Here is a 15,363-nt window from a genome sequence, read left to right as displayed (position 1 = left end):
CTCAGTTCGGCTGAGGAGCCTCCTGCTTGGCTGCTTCCTCGGCCCGCGCCTTCTGGCGGGCCTCGATTTCCTTTTCGAGCGCTTCGACCCGGGCCTGGGTGTCAGCCGCGTCCTTGTCGATCGTCGACAGGCGCCGGGCGCGTTCCTCGGCGATCAGCTCGCTGAACTTGACGTCGGGCGCGCCCTTCTTCTCGGCATAGGCCGCTTCGATCAGCTTGCCCGAGCAGCCGGTCCAGCCGCCCGCGCCAACCGGGGTGCAGCTCATCGTGCCGGTCCGGCCGACGCGTTCATAGGCCATGACGCGGTTGGTCCAGGCCTCGTTCTGGGGCGAGGCGCTTTCGCGCAGAGCGGACGGAATGCGGTAACGCTCGGCCTCGGCCTTGCGGGCGCAGACGGTGATAGTGTCCTCACCGTCCGCCACGGGGCACTTGTCATCGCCGTAGATGATCAGCTGGTTGACCTTCGGCTCGGGCGCGTCCTGCGCCAGGGCGGGTCCGCCCAGCGCCAGCGCGGCGAGGAACGAGGCGGAAGCAACGAAGATCGGGCGCATGACGGACTCCTTGGCGCGGGTTCGGCCGATATTAGGCGACCTGCGGACTGAATGCCACCTGAAGCGCGCCGCGGCTTTGCGTGGCGTCAAATCCGCTCGGCCAGGCGAATCGCCACGCGGCACCCCAGGCGGATCGCGCCCGACAGCAGCGGAAAGGCCGGCGCGCGCTCGGCCCCGGCGGCCAATGCGGCATCACGGTGCGCGCGCTCGTCATCGCGGAATTCGCGGATCGTCGCGGCCAGCTCGGGCTCGGCATCGCCCAGCTCGTCAAGCTGCTGGGTATAGTGCCGGTCGATCTCCTCCTCGATCGCGGCGGTGCAGGCCATCGCCGCTTCGGGGCCAACCAGCGCGGTCGCCGCGCCCAGGGCAAAGCCGGCCAGATCCCAGAACGGCTGGAGCGCGGTGGGCCGCACCCCGCGTTCGGCCAGCAGCGCATCGAAGCGCGCCTTGTGCGCCGCTTCCTGCGCGGCCATGTGCTCGATCTCGGCGCTGTGCGGGGCGCGGTTGCCCATCACTGCCAGTTGCCCGGCATAGATCCGGGTCGCGCCATATTCCCCGGCATGATCGACCCGGATCATGCGTTCGATGCGGTCCTGGTTCATGCGGCCTCCGGCTTGCGCAGCAGCGCCGCGATCAGCAGCGCGGCCCCCGTCGAGATCAGGAAGTTGAAGCCCGCCAGGCTGATGCCCATAAGCGACCATTGCACATCGTCGCAGCGCACCAGCGGCGCATCCCAGATCGCTTTCATCGGATCGCCGCCGCCAGCCCCGCTCGCGCTGCAGGCGGTCAGCCCTTCCCACCAGCCATATTCGACCCCGGCGTGATAGGCGCCGATCAGCCCCGAGGCGAGGATGCACAGCGCCGCCAGCAGGGTCACGCCGCGCGACGGGCGCAGCAACGCCAGCAGCCCGAGCGGCAGCGCGGCGAAGTGCGGGTAGCGCTGCCACCAGCACATTTCGCAGGGGTACAGGTCGAAGGCATATTGTCCGATATAGGCCCCGCCCAGCAGGAACGCCGGGGTCAGCAGCGCCAGCAGCGCGGCAGCGCGGGATGGCTGGTCAAGAAGCTTCATCGCCGTACCCCTACTTGCCCTTGGTCGCCAGGGCGGTCACCCCGGCGCCGGTGCGGCGCAGCGTCTCGATCGCATAATACAGCTGGAAATCATTGATGTTTTTGGCCTTCAGCTCTTCCGCCGTCATCTTGAAGCGCGGATCGTCCTGGCGGTCGCTTTCCAGCTGCTTGTCATCAATCCCGGCCTCGTTGACGAGGTGGCGGCGCAGGTCGCTTTCACGCAGCGCCATTTGCGAGCGCCGCCGCGCATCCGGGTCGGACAGCTGGGGCACGCGGATATCGGGTTCGATCCCGCCTTCCTGCACCGAGCGGCCCGACGGCGTGTAGTAGCGCGCCGTGGTCAGCTTGACCGCGCGCTTGTGCTGCGGATCGAGGTAGAACAACGACTGGACCGAGCCCTTGCCAAAGCTGCGCTGCCCCATGACCAGCGCGCGGCGCTGGTCCTGCAGCGCCCCGGCAACGATTTCCGAGGCCGAGGCCGAGCCTTCGTCGATCAGCACGATGATCGGCAGTCCGCGGGCGATGTCGCCCTTGAAAGTGGCGGCCACGGCCGGGGGCAGATCGGGATAGTTGCGCATGTCATCGGCGCGGAAATACATGTCCTCCGACGTCACCCGCCCGCGCTGCGAGACAATATCGCCCGAGGACAGGAACAGGTCCGACAGGGCCACGGCCTCCTCGAGCGAGCCGCCCGGATTCTCGCGCAGGTCAAGCACCAGGCCGCCCAGCTTGCCGCCCGCCTGCTTGCGCAGGTCGGTGATGCCATCGCGCACGAAATTGCCGACATCGCGCGAAAACTCGTTGACCGTCAGCACCCCGATCTGGCCTTCAAGCTTCCATGTCACCGGCTCAAGCTTGATCTCGCGGCGGGTCACGGTCACGTCGAACGGCTCGTCCCGGCCGGGGCGGAAGATCGTCAGGCGTATCTGCGTACCCACTTCGCCGCGCATCTGCGCCACCGCCTCGTCCAGCGGCACACCGTAGATCAGCTTGCCATCAAGATGAGTGATATAGTCCCCCGCCTTGACCCCGGCTTCGGCCGCCGGGCTGCCGCGCAGCGGGCTGATCACCTTGACCGTGTCCTGGTCCATTCCGACCGACAGGCCCAGCCCGGCATAGCCGCCGTCGATCATGGTGTTGAGCCGTTCGAGCGAATTGCCTTCGAGATAGGCCGAATGCGGATCGAGCGAGGCGAGCATCCCCTCGATCGCGCCATTGATCAGCTTGGTGTCGTCGACCTGTTCGACATACTGCGCCTTGACCAGCTGGTAGACCGTGCTCAGCCGCGCGAACTGCGGCCCCGACCGGGCATCGACCGCCGCAAGCCCCGCAGTGGTGGCGGGAACCAGCGCCAGAACGCTGGTGGCAAGCGCGGCGCGCAGCAGAACGGCGGACTTCATCGACAAGACGGGCCTTTCACGAAACTATCCCGCCGAACCTATCGCGCAGCGCGGCTTAACGCCAGATGGATTGGTGGGCAGGTTGCCTTCTTCCCGGCCGACCTTGCTACCCGCGCACGAAGTCCAGCGGATTGACTGGCTGGCCAGCACGGCGCAGCTCAAGGGTAACGACCGGGCGGCCCGGCCCGGCAATGCCGAGCGGCGCGCCGATAACCAGTTGCTGACCGACCCGGGCGGACAGATCGGCGAGGCCGGTGACCAGGCTGGTCCAGCCGCCGCCATGTTCGATGATCACGATATTGCCGTAGCCCTGGTACGGCCCGGCGAACACGACGCGACCCGCCGCCGGGGCGACCGCCTGAGCGCCGCCGCGCGGGGCCAGGCTGATCCCGCGCGAGGCGGGACGGCCCGGGCCGCTATCGCCGAACCCGGCAACCAGCCGTCCGGCCAGCGGCAGCATGTAGCCCGGGGGCGCTGCGGCAAGATCGGGCAGGGGCACGGCCAGATCGGCCGGGGTCTGGGCGCTTTGCGGCTGGGCCGGGCGCAGTACCGGGCCGGGCAGCGCCGCCAGTTGGGCGCGCAGTTCGCCCGCCTTGGACAGATCGCCGATCAGCCCGGTGAGGTCGCGGGCCTGTTCGGCCAGGGCCAGGGCGCGTTCGGACTCGCGGTCTGCCACGCCGCTGGCGGCGCGGCTGGCGAGGCGCTGCTGGCTTTCCAGTGCGGCCAGCGCCTGGCGGCGCGTGGCCAGGTCGCGCTCGCTGGCGCGCAGCGCCTCGCTCGCGGCGCGGGCCTGGGCCTGGAGCGCGCGGCCGCGTTCCAGTTCGGCGCGCAGACCGGCGGTGCGGCGCCGCACTTCGGGCAGCATGGTTTCCAGCACGGCGCGCAGGTAAACCGCATCGCGCAGCGAGCCCGGTCGCAGCAGCGACAGCACCGGCGGGCGGCGCGACAGGCGTTGCAACGCCGCGGTCAGCTGGACCAGCGGGCGCTGGCGTTCGGCCAGCCGCGCGCGCAGGGCCACGCGCTGGCGGTCGATCAGCTTGATCCGCGCCTCGTTCGCGGCGATCGCGGCTTCGCCCTGCTGGATGCGGGCAGCCACGGCGGCGGCTTGTTCGGCGGTCTTGTCAGCCTGGGCGGTGGCTTTCGCAGCTTCGGCTTCAAGCGCTTCAGCTCGCCGCCGTGCGGCTTCGCCCTGGGCCTGGGCCTGGGTCAGCGCCTGCTGCGTATCCTCGACCGTTTCCAGCGCCAGGTGATCCTGGGCCACGAGGCCGCCCAGCGCGGCAAGCGCGGCCAGCGGCAACAGGGACAGGATCAGGCGCGGGCGCATCGAAGCTGCCTTAAAGCGCGGCGCGGCAAATGGGAATCGCGATTGCGCGCCGCGCCCTAACCGGCGCGGTGATAGGGGTGCCCGGCGAGGATGCTGGTCGCGCGCCACAGCTGTTCGGCCAGCATGGCGCGGGCCAGCATGTGCGGCCAGGTCATCGCGCCGAAAGCGATCAGCAAGTCGGCCTGGTCGCGCGCCGGGGCGCCGTGGCCATCGGCGGCGCCGATCAGGAAGCGCGCCTCGCGCACCCCGTCGTCGCGCCATTTGCCCAGCAGCTGGGCGAATTGTTCGGACGAAAGCTGTTTGCCGCGCTCATCCAGCAGCACTTCGCGGTGCGGGCTGAGCGGGGCGGGCAGGGAGCCACCCACATCGGGCAGCTCGGTCAGCTTGAACGGCCAGGCGACCCGCTTGACGTAGCGATCGACCAGTTCCGCTTCGGGCGAGCGGCCGATCTTGCCCCGCGCGATGATGTGCAGGCGCATTGGGGGTCAGGCGTTGCCCGAATCCCCGAAGGCCCACATCCGTTCAAGGTTGTAGAAGCTGCGCACTTCCGGGCGGAACAGGTGAACGACCACGTCGCCGGCATCGACCAGCACCCAGTCAGCCGCGGGCAGGCCTTCGATGCGGACATGGCCGAAGCCACCCTGCTTGATCCGTTCGGCCAGCTTCTGCGCCATGGCGGCGACCTGGCGGGTCGAACGGCCCGAGGCGATCACCATGTGATCGGCGATCGAGCTTTTCCCTTCGAGCGGGATCGAGACCAGGTCCTGGGCCTGGTCGTCATCGAGCGATTGCAGCACCAGCGCGTGCAGCGTGCCCGGTTCGGCATGCGGCAGCGGGGCGGGGGTTCCGGTACTGGCCGGATCGGGTTGGGCAGGGGTAGTCAAGGAAATGGGCGCTCCAATGGGCGGGCAAGGCGGATGAGCGAACAGCCGCTCATGCGATGTCTGGATCGACAGGATGGTGCGTGACGGGATCGCGCCGGGCGAGGCCGCGATAACGGGCGGCCCAGTCTGGATCGGCGTGGCGCAGGGCCGTGGCCGAGCGCGGGTCCGGATCGAAACGCAGTTGTATCAGCGCGGGGGCGCTCCATCCTGCCCGGTGCTTCACACTGGCTGCAGACCGCCGGTATCGGCCGAGCCAGGCCGCCGCGGGGCTCGCGGCAGCGCGGCCATCATAGCCGGGACGGGCGATGACCGCAATCGGCATGAGCCGGGCCACATCGCGCCAGGCCTTCCACTGGTGGAACTGGGCGAGGTTGTCGCTGCCCATCAACCAGATGAAGCGGTGGCGCGGATAGCGCCGCTGCAATGCGCGCAGGGTGTCGATGGTGTAACGCGTGCCCAGTTCACGCTCGATTCCCGTGGCGCGAATCGGCGCGCGGCGGCTGTGCGTGCAGGCCGAGGCGAGCCGCCCGGCCAGCGGGGCCATCCCCGCCCGGGGCTTGAGCGGATTGCCCGGCGAAACCAGCCACCACACTTCGTCCAGCCCCAGCGCATCGCGGGCAAACAGGCTGATCCGGCGGTGGCCGCCATGGGCCGGATTGAACGACCCGCCCAGCAGACCAATGACGCTCAGGGCCGCACTTGCCCGGTGCCGCGCACCTGCCACTTGTAAGTCGTCAACCCTTCCAGCGCGACGGGACCGCGCGCATGAAGCCGTCCGGTGGCAATGCCGATTTCCGCACCCAGGCCGAATTCACCGCCATCGGCGAACTGGGTCGAGGCGTTGACCATGACGATCGCCGAATCGACTTCGGCAAGGAATCGTTCGGCCGCTGCGTCATCTTCGGTGACGATCGCGTCGGTGTGGTTCGAGCTGTGCCGTTCGATGTGCGCCAGCGCCGCATCGAGCCCATCGACCACCGCGACCGAGAGGATCGCGTCGAGGTATTCCGTGTCCCAATCCTCGTCGCTGGCGGGCAGCACGCGCGGATCGAGCGCGCGGGCGCGGGCATCGCCGCGCAGCTCGCACCCGGCGTCGAGCAGGTCGGCGACCACCGCCTGGTTGGCGGGGAACTGCGCGTCGAGCAGCAGCGTTTCCATCGAGCCGCAAATCCCGGTGCGGCGCAGCTTGGCATTGCGGGCGATGGCGCAGGCCTTGTCCGGATCGGCGGCGGCGTGGACATAGGTGTGGCAGATGCCATCAAGGTGGGCCAGCACCGGCACCCGCGCATCGGCCTGGACTCGCGCGACCAGGCTTTTCCCGCCGCGCGGAATGATCATGTCGATCAGCCCCGCCGCGGTCAGCATCGCGCCCACTGCGTCGCGGTCCTGCGTAGGGAGCAGTTGCACCGCGTCCGCCGGCACGCCCGCGCTCGCCAGCCCGGCAACCATCGCGGCGTGGATCGCGCGGTTGGAATGAACCGCTTCCGAACCGCCGCGCAGCAGCACCGCATTGCCCGAACGCACGCACAGCGCGGCGGCATCGGCGGTCACATTGGGGCGGCTTTCATAGATGATCCCGATCAGCCCGACCGGCACCCGCACGCGGGACAGCACCAGTCCGTTGGGCCGGACCGCGCTGTCGATCACCGCACCGACCGGATCGGGCAGGTCGGCCACCTGGTCAACCGCATCGGCAATGGCGGCCAGCCGCCCCGCATCAAGCGACAGCCGGTCGAGCATCGCCCCGCTCAGCCCGCGTTCGGCCCCGGCGGCCATGTCCCGCGCATTGGCGGCCAGGATCTCGGCCTCGGCCGCGCGCAGGGCGGCGGCGGCGGCGTGCAGCGCGCGCGCCTTGGCCGGGGCGTCGAGCCGGGCCAGCACGCGCTGCGCGGCGCGGCCGGCCCTGGCCAGACGGTCAACCAGCGCTGCGGCGCTTTCGGCGGCGGGATCGGTCAGGGCGTTCATAACGCCGCAGCGCCTAGCATTCACGGCCCAGCTTGTCACCGCCGGGGCGCGAATCGCTGCAATGGTTTGCAGGCAGTCTCGCCGCGCGGGGCTGACAATTGGTAACCTTCACAAACGATTCGTCGCGCGAGTCTTTCGTTTCAACGACTCACGGCATCAGGAGATTCGCGTGCACGTGGGCAAGCTGCTAGCGCGCCGCCAACTGGAAGATCAGGACTTAGGGGTCGCTTTGCAGAAATTGGCCGACGGGCGGTTTACCGACCGCCTGCGGGCCTGGTTCCCCGACCGCGAATTTTTCATGCGGTCGCAGGGGCAGGTTCGTTTCATCAAGCTTTCGTCGCGCCTGCAGATGCGGGTAGCCGGACTGGTGGCTGTGCTGCTGGTCGTGTGGGTCGTGTCGATCGGCGGCATGGCGATCTCGCAATATCTGTCGAGCCGCGACCGCATGTCGCTGCTGGACCGCGAAGCCAAAGTCGCCAGCGCGGAAAGCCGCGTGTCCGAATACCGCGACGACCTCAAGGGCGTGGCCGACGACCTGGGCAAGCGCCAGGAATTCCTCGAAAAGATGGCCAAGGCCCACCTTGGCGACCTGCCGGTCGATGCCAAGGCCGGCGAAACCGTGTCCAATTCGTCGAGCGAAGCAGCCAAGACCGTCGACAAGGTCAGCGCGCTGCTGCCCGAAGCCGGGGCGCTGGCCCGGATCGAGGCGCGCCAGCTGGCCTTCGTCGAAGCGCTGACCCGCGCTGCCGACCGCCGCGCCGCGCAAGCTTCGGACAAGATCCGCCGGCTGGGGATCAACCCCGGGATGATGCTCGCCTCGCTCGACGATCGCAGTGCGATGGGTGGTCCGCTGATCGAACTGGCCACCGGCCGCAAGGGGCACATCGACCCGCGGTTTGAACGCCTGGGGCTGAGCCTGGCGCGGATGGACGCGCTGGAACGCGGCCTGGCCGGTATTCCGCAGGTGCTGCCGGCCAGCCTCGAATTCGTCTCGTCCGGCTTCGGATTCCGGGCCGATCCGTTCACCGGCGGCGGCGCGTTCCACGCCGGGCTGGACTTCAAGGGGCCGATCGGCGCGCCGATCTATGCCGCGGCCAAAGGCGTGGTCAGCTTCGCCGGGGTGCGCCAGGGCTATGGCAACTGCATCGAGGTCGATCACGGCAACGGGCTGCTGACCCGTTATGCCCACATGTCGCGCTTCGTGGCGCGGCTGGGCCAGCCGGTTTCGGCCGGGCAGGTGATCGGCGCGATCGGCAACACCGGCCGTTCCACCGGCCCCCACCTGCACTTCGAAGTGCGGCTGCACGATCAGCCGCTCAACCCGCGTCCCTTTCTGGAGGCTGCGCCCCATGTTCTCGAAAAAGGCGCCGTCGGCGCCGCACCGTCCGCAGGTTAACGCCATGGGCCATTCCACTTTCTCCGTGTTCGGCGCCGACACCCACATCAAGGGCGATGTCCAGGCCGGAGCCGACCTGCACGTCGATGGCGTGATCGAAGGCGACGTGTCCTGCACCTCGCTCGTCCAGGGCGAATCGAGCCGCATCGAAGGCGCGATCCGCGCCGAAAGCGCGCGGCTGGCGGGCACGGTCCACGGCACGATCACCGTGCGCGAACTGGTGGTGCTGAAGACGGCGCGAATTCGCGGCGACGTGCATTACGACGCGCTGACGATCGAGCAGGGCGCGCAGGTTGACGGCCGCTTCGCCCCGCGCGCGGCGGGCGAGGACAGCACCGTGGTGCCGATCACCGCCTGATCCGGCCCGAGGGGCGTTACAGCCCCAGTTCGGCCCGCAGCGCCTTGCGATCGAGCTTGCCGATCATCGTTTTCGGCATGGCATCGCGCACCACCACCTGATCAACCCGTTCGTGTTTGCCGATCCGGGCGTTGAGCCAGTCGCGCAGGGCTTCGCCGCTGGTCTGCGCCCCCGCGTTCAGCGTGACATAGGCGCGCGGTACTTCACCGAGGTAAGCGTCGGGCACGCCGATCACCAGCACTTCCTTGACCGCGTCATGGTCTTCCAGCACGGCTTCGACCTGGCTGGGGAAGACCTTGAAGCCGCCCACCGCGATCATGTCCTTGATCCGGTCAACCACCCGCAGGTAACCGCCCGGTTCCAGCACGGCGACATCGCCGGTGCGCAGCCAGGCACCATCGGGCCGCTGGGCAAAGGCGGCGCCGGCGGCATCGGGGCGGTTCCAGTAGCCGCGCATCACCTGCGGGCCCTGCACCGCCAGTTCCCCCGGTTCGCCCGGCGCGGCATCGACTTCGGGATCGTCGCGACCCAGTAGGCGGATGCGCGTGCCGGGCAGCGGCTGGCCGATCGTGCCGACGCGGTTTTCCCCTTCATAGGGATTGGTCGAGACCACGCCCGAGGTTTCGGTCAGCCCGTAGCCTTCGACCAGCCGCGCGCCGCTGGCCACCTCGAACCGGTCCTTGACCGGGCCGGGCAGCGGCGCCCCGCCCGAAATGCACACCCTGAGCGAGGAAAAGTCGGTCCGCGCCATGCCCGGATGGTCCAGCAACGCCTGGTACATGGTCGGCACCCCGGGGAAGGCGGTGGCCCGGACCCGCTGCAAGGTTTTCAGCGCTTGCCCGGCATCGAAGCGCGGCAGCATGGCAATGCACCCGCCGTTGACCACCGTGCGGTTGAGCACCGCGACATTGGCGAAGACGTGGAACAGCGGCAGCACCCCCATGATCACGTCACGCTCCCCGGCGCGGGGGTCGATCGCGTTGACCTGGCGGGCATTGGCGCTGATGTTCTGGTGGGTCAGCATCGCCCCCTTGGGCGTTCCGGTAGTCCCGCCAGTGTACTGGATCAGCGCCAGGTCAACCTCCGGGTCGAGCGGCACGGCCTGCGGCGCGGCGGACGATAGCACCTGCGCCCAGTGCAGCACATCCGGCCGCGCGGGGATCGGTGTGAGCGACTTGCGCCCGAACAGCCGCAGCGCCAGCCCCTTGAGCACCGGTAGCAGCGCGGGCAGCGAGCCGACCACCAGCCGTTCCAGCTCCGATCCTTCCAGCACTTTCAGCGCGGTCGGCAGCAGCGCCGCCGAATCGATCGTCACCAGCAACCGCGCGCCCGAATCCGCAACCTGCGCCTGCAATTCGTGCGCGGTGTAGAGCGGGCTGAAATTGACCACCACCGCCCCGGCCAGCAAGGCCCCGTAATAGGCCGAGACATAGAGCGGGACGTTGGGCAGGTAGAGCCCGATGCGGTCGCCCTTGCGTACCCCCAGCGCCTGCAGCCCGGCAGCAAAGGCGCGCGATTCGGCCAGCAGCGCGGCGTAGCTGAAGCTGCGCCCCATGAATTCGACCAGCGGCCGGTCACCATGCGCTGCGGCGCTGGCAGCGAACATGGCCGGCAGGGTCAGCGGCGGAAACTGCTGATCCCAGGCGCAGGGGTGGCCATAATGTTCGCGCCAGGGCTCGTCAGCTTTGCTTACAGTCATGTCAGCAGGATGCCCTGTGCGGCCATCGAGGGCAAGCATTTGGCGACGAAACGAAAAGGGGCCGCCCAGCCGGGCAGCCCCCTTGTTCCTTGCCCCGTGGGCGTGGCGGGATCAGTCCTCGCCGGCGGCCTCGGCAGCGCGCTTGGCTTCGAGCCAGGCCTGAGCTTCCGCTTCCTGCGCGGCTTCGGAGGCGGCCTTGGCCTGGGCTTCGCGCTGGGCGCGCAGCTCCTCGATCAGCGCCTCGCGGTCATCGCCCAGGCGCGCATCGTCGCCCGCTTCGTCCTGCAGGCCGGCCTTCTTGGCCGCCTTGGCAACAATCGCGTCCAGCTCGCGCTGGCTGCACAGGCCCAGAGTCACCGGGTCCTTCGCCTGGATGTTCGAGATGTTCCAGTGGCTGCGATCGCGGATCGCGGCGATGGTGTTGCGGGTGGTGCCGATCAGCTTGCCGATCTGCGCATCCGACACTTCGGGGTGGTTGCGCAGGATCCAGGCGATGCCATCGGGCTTGTCCTGGCGCTTCGACACCGGGGTATAGCGCGGGCCCTTGGTGCGGCTGACCGTGACCGGCGCCTTCTGCATCTTCAGGCTGTAGTTGGGATCGTCCTGGCCCTTTTCGATTTCGGCCATGGTCAGTTCGCCAGCGCGCACCGGATCGCGCCCGGTGTACTTGCTGCTGGCGAGATCGTCGGCCATCGCCTGGACTTCGAGGATGTGCAAGCCGCAGAATTCTGCGATCTGTTCAAAGGTCAGCGCGGTGTTGTCGACCAGCCACGAAGCGGTGGCATGCGGCATCAACGGGGTCGGCTGGGACACGGTTTTTCTCCGTTACAAATAGATAGGGCCGCCCCTTGCGGAGCGGCCGTTCGCCCCTCGCTTTAAGGCGATTCATGCCAAAGGGCAAGGATTCTTCCGCGTTTCAGGCCACCTGCAGCACGATCTTGCCGATGTGGCTGCCCGCTTCCATCCGGGCATGGGCGGCCGCGGCCTCGGCCAGGGGGAAGGCCTGATCCATCACCGGGCGCAGTTGACCGCTTTCGACCAGCGGCCAGGCAAGCCGCGCGATTTCCTGGGCAAGCAGCGCCTTGAACTCGTTCGAGCGTGGCCGCAGGGTCGATCCGGTCAGGGTCAGGCGGCGGCTCATCACCTGGGCCATGTTGATCGTCGCCTGGAGGCCGCCCTGCACCGCGATGGTCACGTGGCGTCCGTCTTCGGCCAGGCACTTGAGGTTGCGCGGCACATAATCGCCCGCGACCATGTCGAGCACCAGTTGTACGCCCTTGCCGCCGGTGATCCGGGCCACTTCCTCGACAAAGTCGGTCGCCTTGTAGTCGATCGCGTGATCGGCACCGATCGCCAGCGCCTGGGCGCACTTGTCGGCCCCGCCGCAAGTGACGATGACGGTCAGCCCGAACAGCTTGCCCAGCATGATCGCCATTGTCCCGATCCCGCTGGTCCCGCCGTGGACCAGGATCGTCTCCCCTTCGCGGGCATAGCCGCGTTCGAACACGTTGTGCCACACGGTAAACAGGGTTTCGGGCAGCGCGGCCGCCTGATCCAGCGGCAGTTCAGCCGGGACCGGCAGGCAGTGATCGGCCACGGCCAGGCAATATTCGGCGTAGCCCCCGCCCGCAACCAGCGCGCAGACCGGCTGGCCGAGCAGCGCCGCATCCACCCATTCGCCCAAGGCCACGACGGTGCCGGAAATCTCCAGCCCGGGGATCGGCGAGGCGCCCGGCGGCGGGGGATAGAAGCCCTGGCGCTGGATCACGTCGGGGCGGTTGACCCCGGCATAGGCGACCCGCACCAGCACCTGTCCCGGCCCCGGCGCGGGCACCGGCAGTGTCTCAGTCCGCAGCACCTCTGGCCCGCCGGGCGCATCAAAGCCCGCAGCCTGCATGAATTCAGGAATGGTTCCAGCCATTTGGATTGCCCCGTTGCGCAAGTGCCACGCCTGTAACGCGTAACGCGCTGCTCGGTTGACAGCAAGCCCATCAGGCCCGATTCTGCCTGGCGATGGACGATGATGATCGCCCCCGCCCGCGCGGCGATGCCGCCGACGCGCTCAGCCGCGAAAGCCTCGACAGCTATTCGCAGGACGAGTTGAGCGCGCGAATCGCCTTGCTCGAAGCGGAGATCGCCCGCGTCCGCGCCCACCGCGACAAGGCCGCCGCGCACCGCGCCGCCGCCGATGCCCTGTTCGGGCCGCGATGCTGACCATGCACGGCGCCCCTCCCCTTTTTGCGGAGGCGCACCATATAGGGTTGGTTAACCACGCCTGTTCATACTCCTCCCGCATCGGGGGGAAACCTTCGCCAGTGAAAGTCAGCTGATGCCCAGTTTCGCGCAAAGCCTTGAAAAGACGCTCCATGCCGCGCTCGCCAACGCGTCGGAGCGCGCGCACGAATATGCGACGCTCGAGCATCTGCTGCTCGCCCTGATCGACGATCCGGATGCGCTGCAGGTGATGCAGGCCTGCGGCGTGGACCTGGGTGAACTGGGCGACGTGGTGCGCCAGTACCTCGACCAGGAATACCAGAGCCTCAAGACCGAGGAAAAGGGCGACCCGGCCCCCACCGCCGGTTTCCAGCGGGTGATCCAGCGCGCGATCCTGCACGTGCAAAGCAGCGGCAAGGACACCGTGACCGGCGCCAACGTGCTGGTCGCGCTGTTTTCCGAACGCGATTCCTATGCCGTCTATTTCCTGCAGCAGCAGGACATGAGCCGGCTGGATGCGGTCAGCTACATCAGCCACGGCATCGGCAAGGGCGGCAAGCGGATCGAGGACCGCAGCCCCAAGGGCAGCGACAGCGAAACCCCCGCCCAGGACGACAAGGCCCAGGCCAAGGACGGCAAGAAGGAAACCGCGCTCGACCAGTTCTGCGTCAACCTCAACGAGAAGGCGCTGAACGGCAAGGTCGATCCGCTGATCGGGCGCGGCCCGGAAGTGGACCGCACGATCCAGATCCTGTGCCGCCGGTCGAAGAACAACCCGCTCTATGTCGGCGATCCGGGCGTCGGCAAGACCGCCATCGCCGAAGGCCTGGCACGCAAGATCGTCGAAGGCGAAGTGCCCGAAGTGCTGAGCGAGGCGGTGATCTATTCGCTCGACATGGGGGCGCTGCTCGCCGGCACACGCTATCGCGGCGATTTCGAGGAGCGGCTCAAGCAAGTCGTCAACGAGCTTGAAAAGATGCCGCACGCGGTGCTGTTCATCGACGAAATCCACACCGTGATCGGCGCCGGGGCGACCAGCGGCGGGGCGATGGACGCGTCCAACCTGCTGAAGCCCGCGCTGTCGGGCGGGACGATCCGCTGCATCGGGTCGACCACCTACAAGGAATTCCGCAACCACTTCGAAAAGGACCGCGCGCTGCTGCGCCGGTTCCAGAAGATCGACGTCAACGAGCCCACGATCGAGGACACGATCAAGATCCTCAAGGGCCTGCGCACGGCCTTCGAGGAACATCACAAGGTCAAGTACACGCCCGACGCGATAAAGACCGCGGTCGAACTGTCGGCGCGCTACATCAACGACCGCAAGCTGCCCGACAAGGCGATCGACGTGATCGACGAAGTGGGCGCGATGCAGATGCTGGTCCCCCCCAGCAAGCGCAAGAAGACCATCACCGCGCGCGAGATCGAGGCGGTGATTGCCACCATGGCCCGGATCCCGCCAAAGTCGGTGTCGAGTGATGACCGCACCGCGCTGGAACACCTGGAAAAGGACCTCAAGCGCGTGGTCTTCGGCCAGGATCAGGCGATCGAGGTGCTGTCGAGCGCGATGAAGCTGAGCCGCGCCGGGCTGCGCGATCCGGACAAGCCGATCGGCTCGTTCCTGTTTTCAGGGCCCACCGGCGTCGGCAAGACCGAAGTGTCGAAGCAGCTCGCCGCGATCCTCGGCATCCCGATGCAGCGTTTCGACATGTCGGAATACATGGAACGCCACTCGGTCAGCCGCCTGATCGGCGCGCCTCCGGGCTATGTCGGCTATGACCAGGGCGGGCTGCTCACCGATGCGATCGACCAGCAGCCGCACTGCGTCCTGCTGCTCGACGAAATCGAAAAGGCCCACCCCGACCTGTTCAACATCCTGCTGCAGGTGATGGACAACGGCCGGCTGACCGACCACCACGGCAAGACGGTCGATTTCCGAAATGTCGTGCTGATCATGACCACCAATGCCGGCGCCAGCGACATGGCCAAACAGGGCATCGGCTTTGGTGACGTGTCCAAGGCGGACGCGGGCGACGAGGCGGTGAAGCGCATGTTCAGCCCGGAATTCCGCAACCGGCTCGATGCGGTGGTGCCCTTCGCCTACCTTGGCACAGATGTGATCGCGCGGGTGGTGGACAAGTTCGTGCTGCAGCTCGAACTGCAACTTGCCGACCAGAACGTCCACATCCAGTTCGACGGCGACGCGCGCGAATGGCTGGGCAAGCGCGGCTATGACAAGCTCTATGGCGCGCGGCCGATGGCCCGCCTGATCCAGGAGAAGGTCAAGCAGCCGCTGGCCGAGGAACTGCTGTTCGGCAAGCTGCGCCACGGCGGCGAAGTCCACGTCAGCGTCAAGGACGATGCACTGGCCTTCGAGCTGACCCCGGCCCCGCCCAAGCTGGACCGCAAGGCGAAGAAGGCCGCCTCGGGCAAGGCAAAGACTGCGGGCAAGGGCAAGGCCGAGCAGGAACCCGGCGGCGAAAGCGACCTGGATTGACCGGA

At 68.2% G+C, this 15,363-nt stretch carries 16 protein-coding genes; 4 read left to right on the top strand and 12 right to left on the bottom strand.

Going from position 1 to position 15,363, the window contains the following annotated elements; all coding sequences use genetic code 11:
• Position 1: 1 nt before the first annotated feature.
• The 9 genes from ACE3N9_RS07460 to ACE3N9_RS07420 form a co-directional block, all read right to left on the bottom strand.
• On the bottom strand, positions 2-550 hold the full coding sequence (locus ACE3N9_RS07460) for a hypothetical protein (RefSeq protein WP_374282420.1): 549 nt from the start codon (positions 548-550) through the stop codon (positions 2-4).
• 86 nt (positions 551-636) lie between these two features.
• Positions 637-1,152, bottom strand: coding sequence for a demethoxyubiquinone hydroxylase family protein (locus ACE3N9_RS07455; RefSeq protein WP_374282418.1), 516 nt, complete (start codon positions 1,150-1,152; stop codon positions 637-639).
• Positions 1,149-1,622 carry a disulfide bond formation protein B gene (locus tag ACE3N9_RS07450; RefSeq protein WP_374282416.1) on the bottom strand — a complete coding sequence of 158 codons (474 nt, stop codon included), beginning with the start codon at positions 1,620-1,622 and terminating at the stop codon, positions 1,149-1,151. The genes ACE3N9_RS07455 and ACE3N9_RS07450 overlap by 4 nt, the downstream gene beginning before the upstream one ends.
• A gap of 10 nt (positions 1,623-1,632) precedes the next feature.
• On the bottom strand, positions 1,633-3,021 hold the full coding sequence (locus ACE3N9_RS07445; RefSeq protein ID WP_374282414.1) for a S41 family peptidase: 1,389 nt from the start codon (positions 3,019-3,021) through the stop codon (positions 1,633-1,635).
• Positions 3,022-3,127: 106 nt separating this feature from the next.
• A complete protein-coding gene (locus ACE3N9_RS07440) occupies positions 3,128-4,345 on the bottom strand; it encodes a murein hydrolase activator EnvC (RefSeq protein WP_374282413.1) in 1,218 nt (405 codons plus the stop codon).
• 56 nt (positions 4,346-4,401) lie between these two features.
• The gene (locus tag ACE3N9_RS07435; protein ID WP_374282411.1) at positions 4,402-4,824 is read right to left on the bottom strand and encodes a 23S rRNA (pseudouridine(1915)-N(3))-methyltransferase RlmH; all 423 of its coding nucleotides are present in this window, start codon (positions 4,822-4,824) and stop codon (positions 4,402-4,404) included.
• A gap of 6 nt (positions 4,825-4,830) precedes the next feature.
• On the bottom strand, positions 4,831-5,229 hold the full coding sequence (gene rsfS, locus ACE3N9_RS07430; RefSeq protein ID WP_374282409.1) for a ribosome silencing factor: 399 nt from the start codon (positions 5,227-5,229) through the stop codon (positions 4,831-4,833).
• 49 nt (positions 5,230-5,278) lie between these two features.
• On the bottom strand, positions 5,279-5,953 hold the full coding sequence (locus ACE3N9_RS07425; protein WP_374282407.1) for a nicotinate-nucleotide adenylyltransferase: 675 nt from the start codon (positions 5,951-5,953) through the stop codon (positions 5,279-5,281).
• Entirely contained in the window at positions 5,917-7,194 is a 1,278-nt protein-coding gene (locus ACE3N9_RS07420) for a glutamate-5-semialdehyde dehydrogenase (protein ID WP_374282405.1), read from the bottom strand. The genes ACE3N9_RS07425 and ACE3N9_RS07420 overlap by 37 nt, the downstream gene beginning before the upstream one ends.
• A 175-nt stretch (positions 7,195-7,369) precedes the next feature.
• Between ACE3N9_RS07420 and ACE3N9_RS07415 the strand changes: the two genes are divergently transcribed.
• Both ACE3N9_RS07415 and ACE3N9_RS07410 read left to right on the top strand, forming a co-directional pair.
• On the top strand, positions 7,370-8,590 hold the full coding sequence (locus tag ACE3N9_RS07415) for a M23 family metallopeptidase (protein ID WP_374282403.1): 1,221 nt from the start codon (positions 7,370-7,372) through the stop codon (positions 8,588-8,590).
• A 4-nt stretch (positions 8,591-8,594) separates the two neighbouring features.
• Positions 8,595-8,948: a polymer-forming cytoskeletal protein gene (locus ACE3N9_RS07410; protein ID WP_374282401.1), complete on the top strand. Its 354-nt coding sequence runs from the start codon at positions 8,595-8,597 to the stop codon at positions 8,946-8,948.
• A gap of 16 nt (positions 8,949-8,964) precedes the next feature.
• Here ACE3N9_RS07410 and ACE3N9_RS07405 read toward each other — a convergent pair whose 3' ends face one another.
• The 3 genes from ACE3N9_RS07405 to ACE3N9_RS07395 all read right to left on the bottom strand — a co-directional run bounded on the left by ACE3N9_RS07405 (position 8,965) and on the right by ACE3N9_RS07395 (position 12,568).
• A complete protein-coding gene (locus ACE3N9_RS07405; RefSeq protein WP_374282399.1) occupies positions 8,965-10,647 on the bottom strand; it encodes an AMP-binding protein in 1,683 nt (560 codons plus the stop codon).
• Between the two features lie 111 nt (positions 10,648-10,758).
• Positions 10,759-11,460, bottom strand: coding sequence for a DUF1013 domain-containing protein (locus ACE3N9_RS07400; protein WP_374282397.1), 702 nt, complete (start codon positions 11,458-11,460; stop codon positions 10,759-10,761).
• A gap of 103 nt (positions 11,461-11,563) precedes the next feature.
• Complete coding sequence (locus ACE3N9_RS07395) at positions 11,564-12,568, bottom strand: NAD(P)H-quinone oxidoreductase (RefSeq protein ID WP_374282396.1); 1,005 nt, start codon at positions 12,566-12,568, stop codon at positions 11,564-11,566.
• Positions 12,569-12,660: 92 nt separating this feature from the next.
• Between ACE3N9_RS07395 and ACE3N9_RS07390 the strand changes: the two genes are divergently transcribed.
• Both ACE3N9_RS07390 and clpA read left to right on the top strand, forming a co-directional pair.
• Positions 12,661-12,861, top strand: coding sequence for a DUF1192 family protein (locus ACE3N9_RS07390; protein WP_374282394.1), 201 nt, complete (start codon positions 12,661-12,663; stop codon positions 12,859-12,861).
• A 115-nt stretch (positions 12,862-12,976) separates the two neighbouring features.
• The gene (gene clpA, locus ACE3N9_RS07385) at positions 12,977-15,358 is read left to right on the top strand and encodes an ATP-dependent Clp protease ATP-binding subunit ClpA (protein WP_374282392.1); all 2,382 of its coding nucleotides are present in this window, start codon (positions 12,977-12,979) and stop codon (positions 15,356-15,358) included.
• Positions 15,359-15,363 lie beyond the last annotated feature (5 nt).

Source organism: Novosphingobium sp. (genome assembly GCF_041905565.1).
Classification (GTDB): Bacteria; Pseudomonadota; Alphaproteobacteria; order Sphingomonadales; family Sphingomonadaceae; genus Novosphingobium.
The sequence above is the reverse complement of the archived record's forward strand: the minus strand, read 5'-3'. Positions and strand labels throughout refer to the sequence as shown.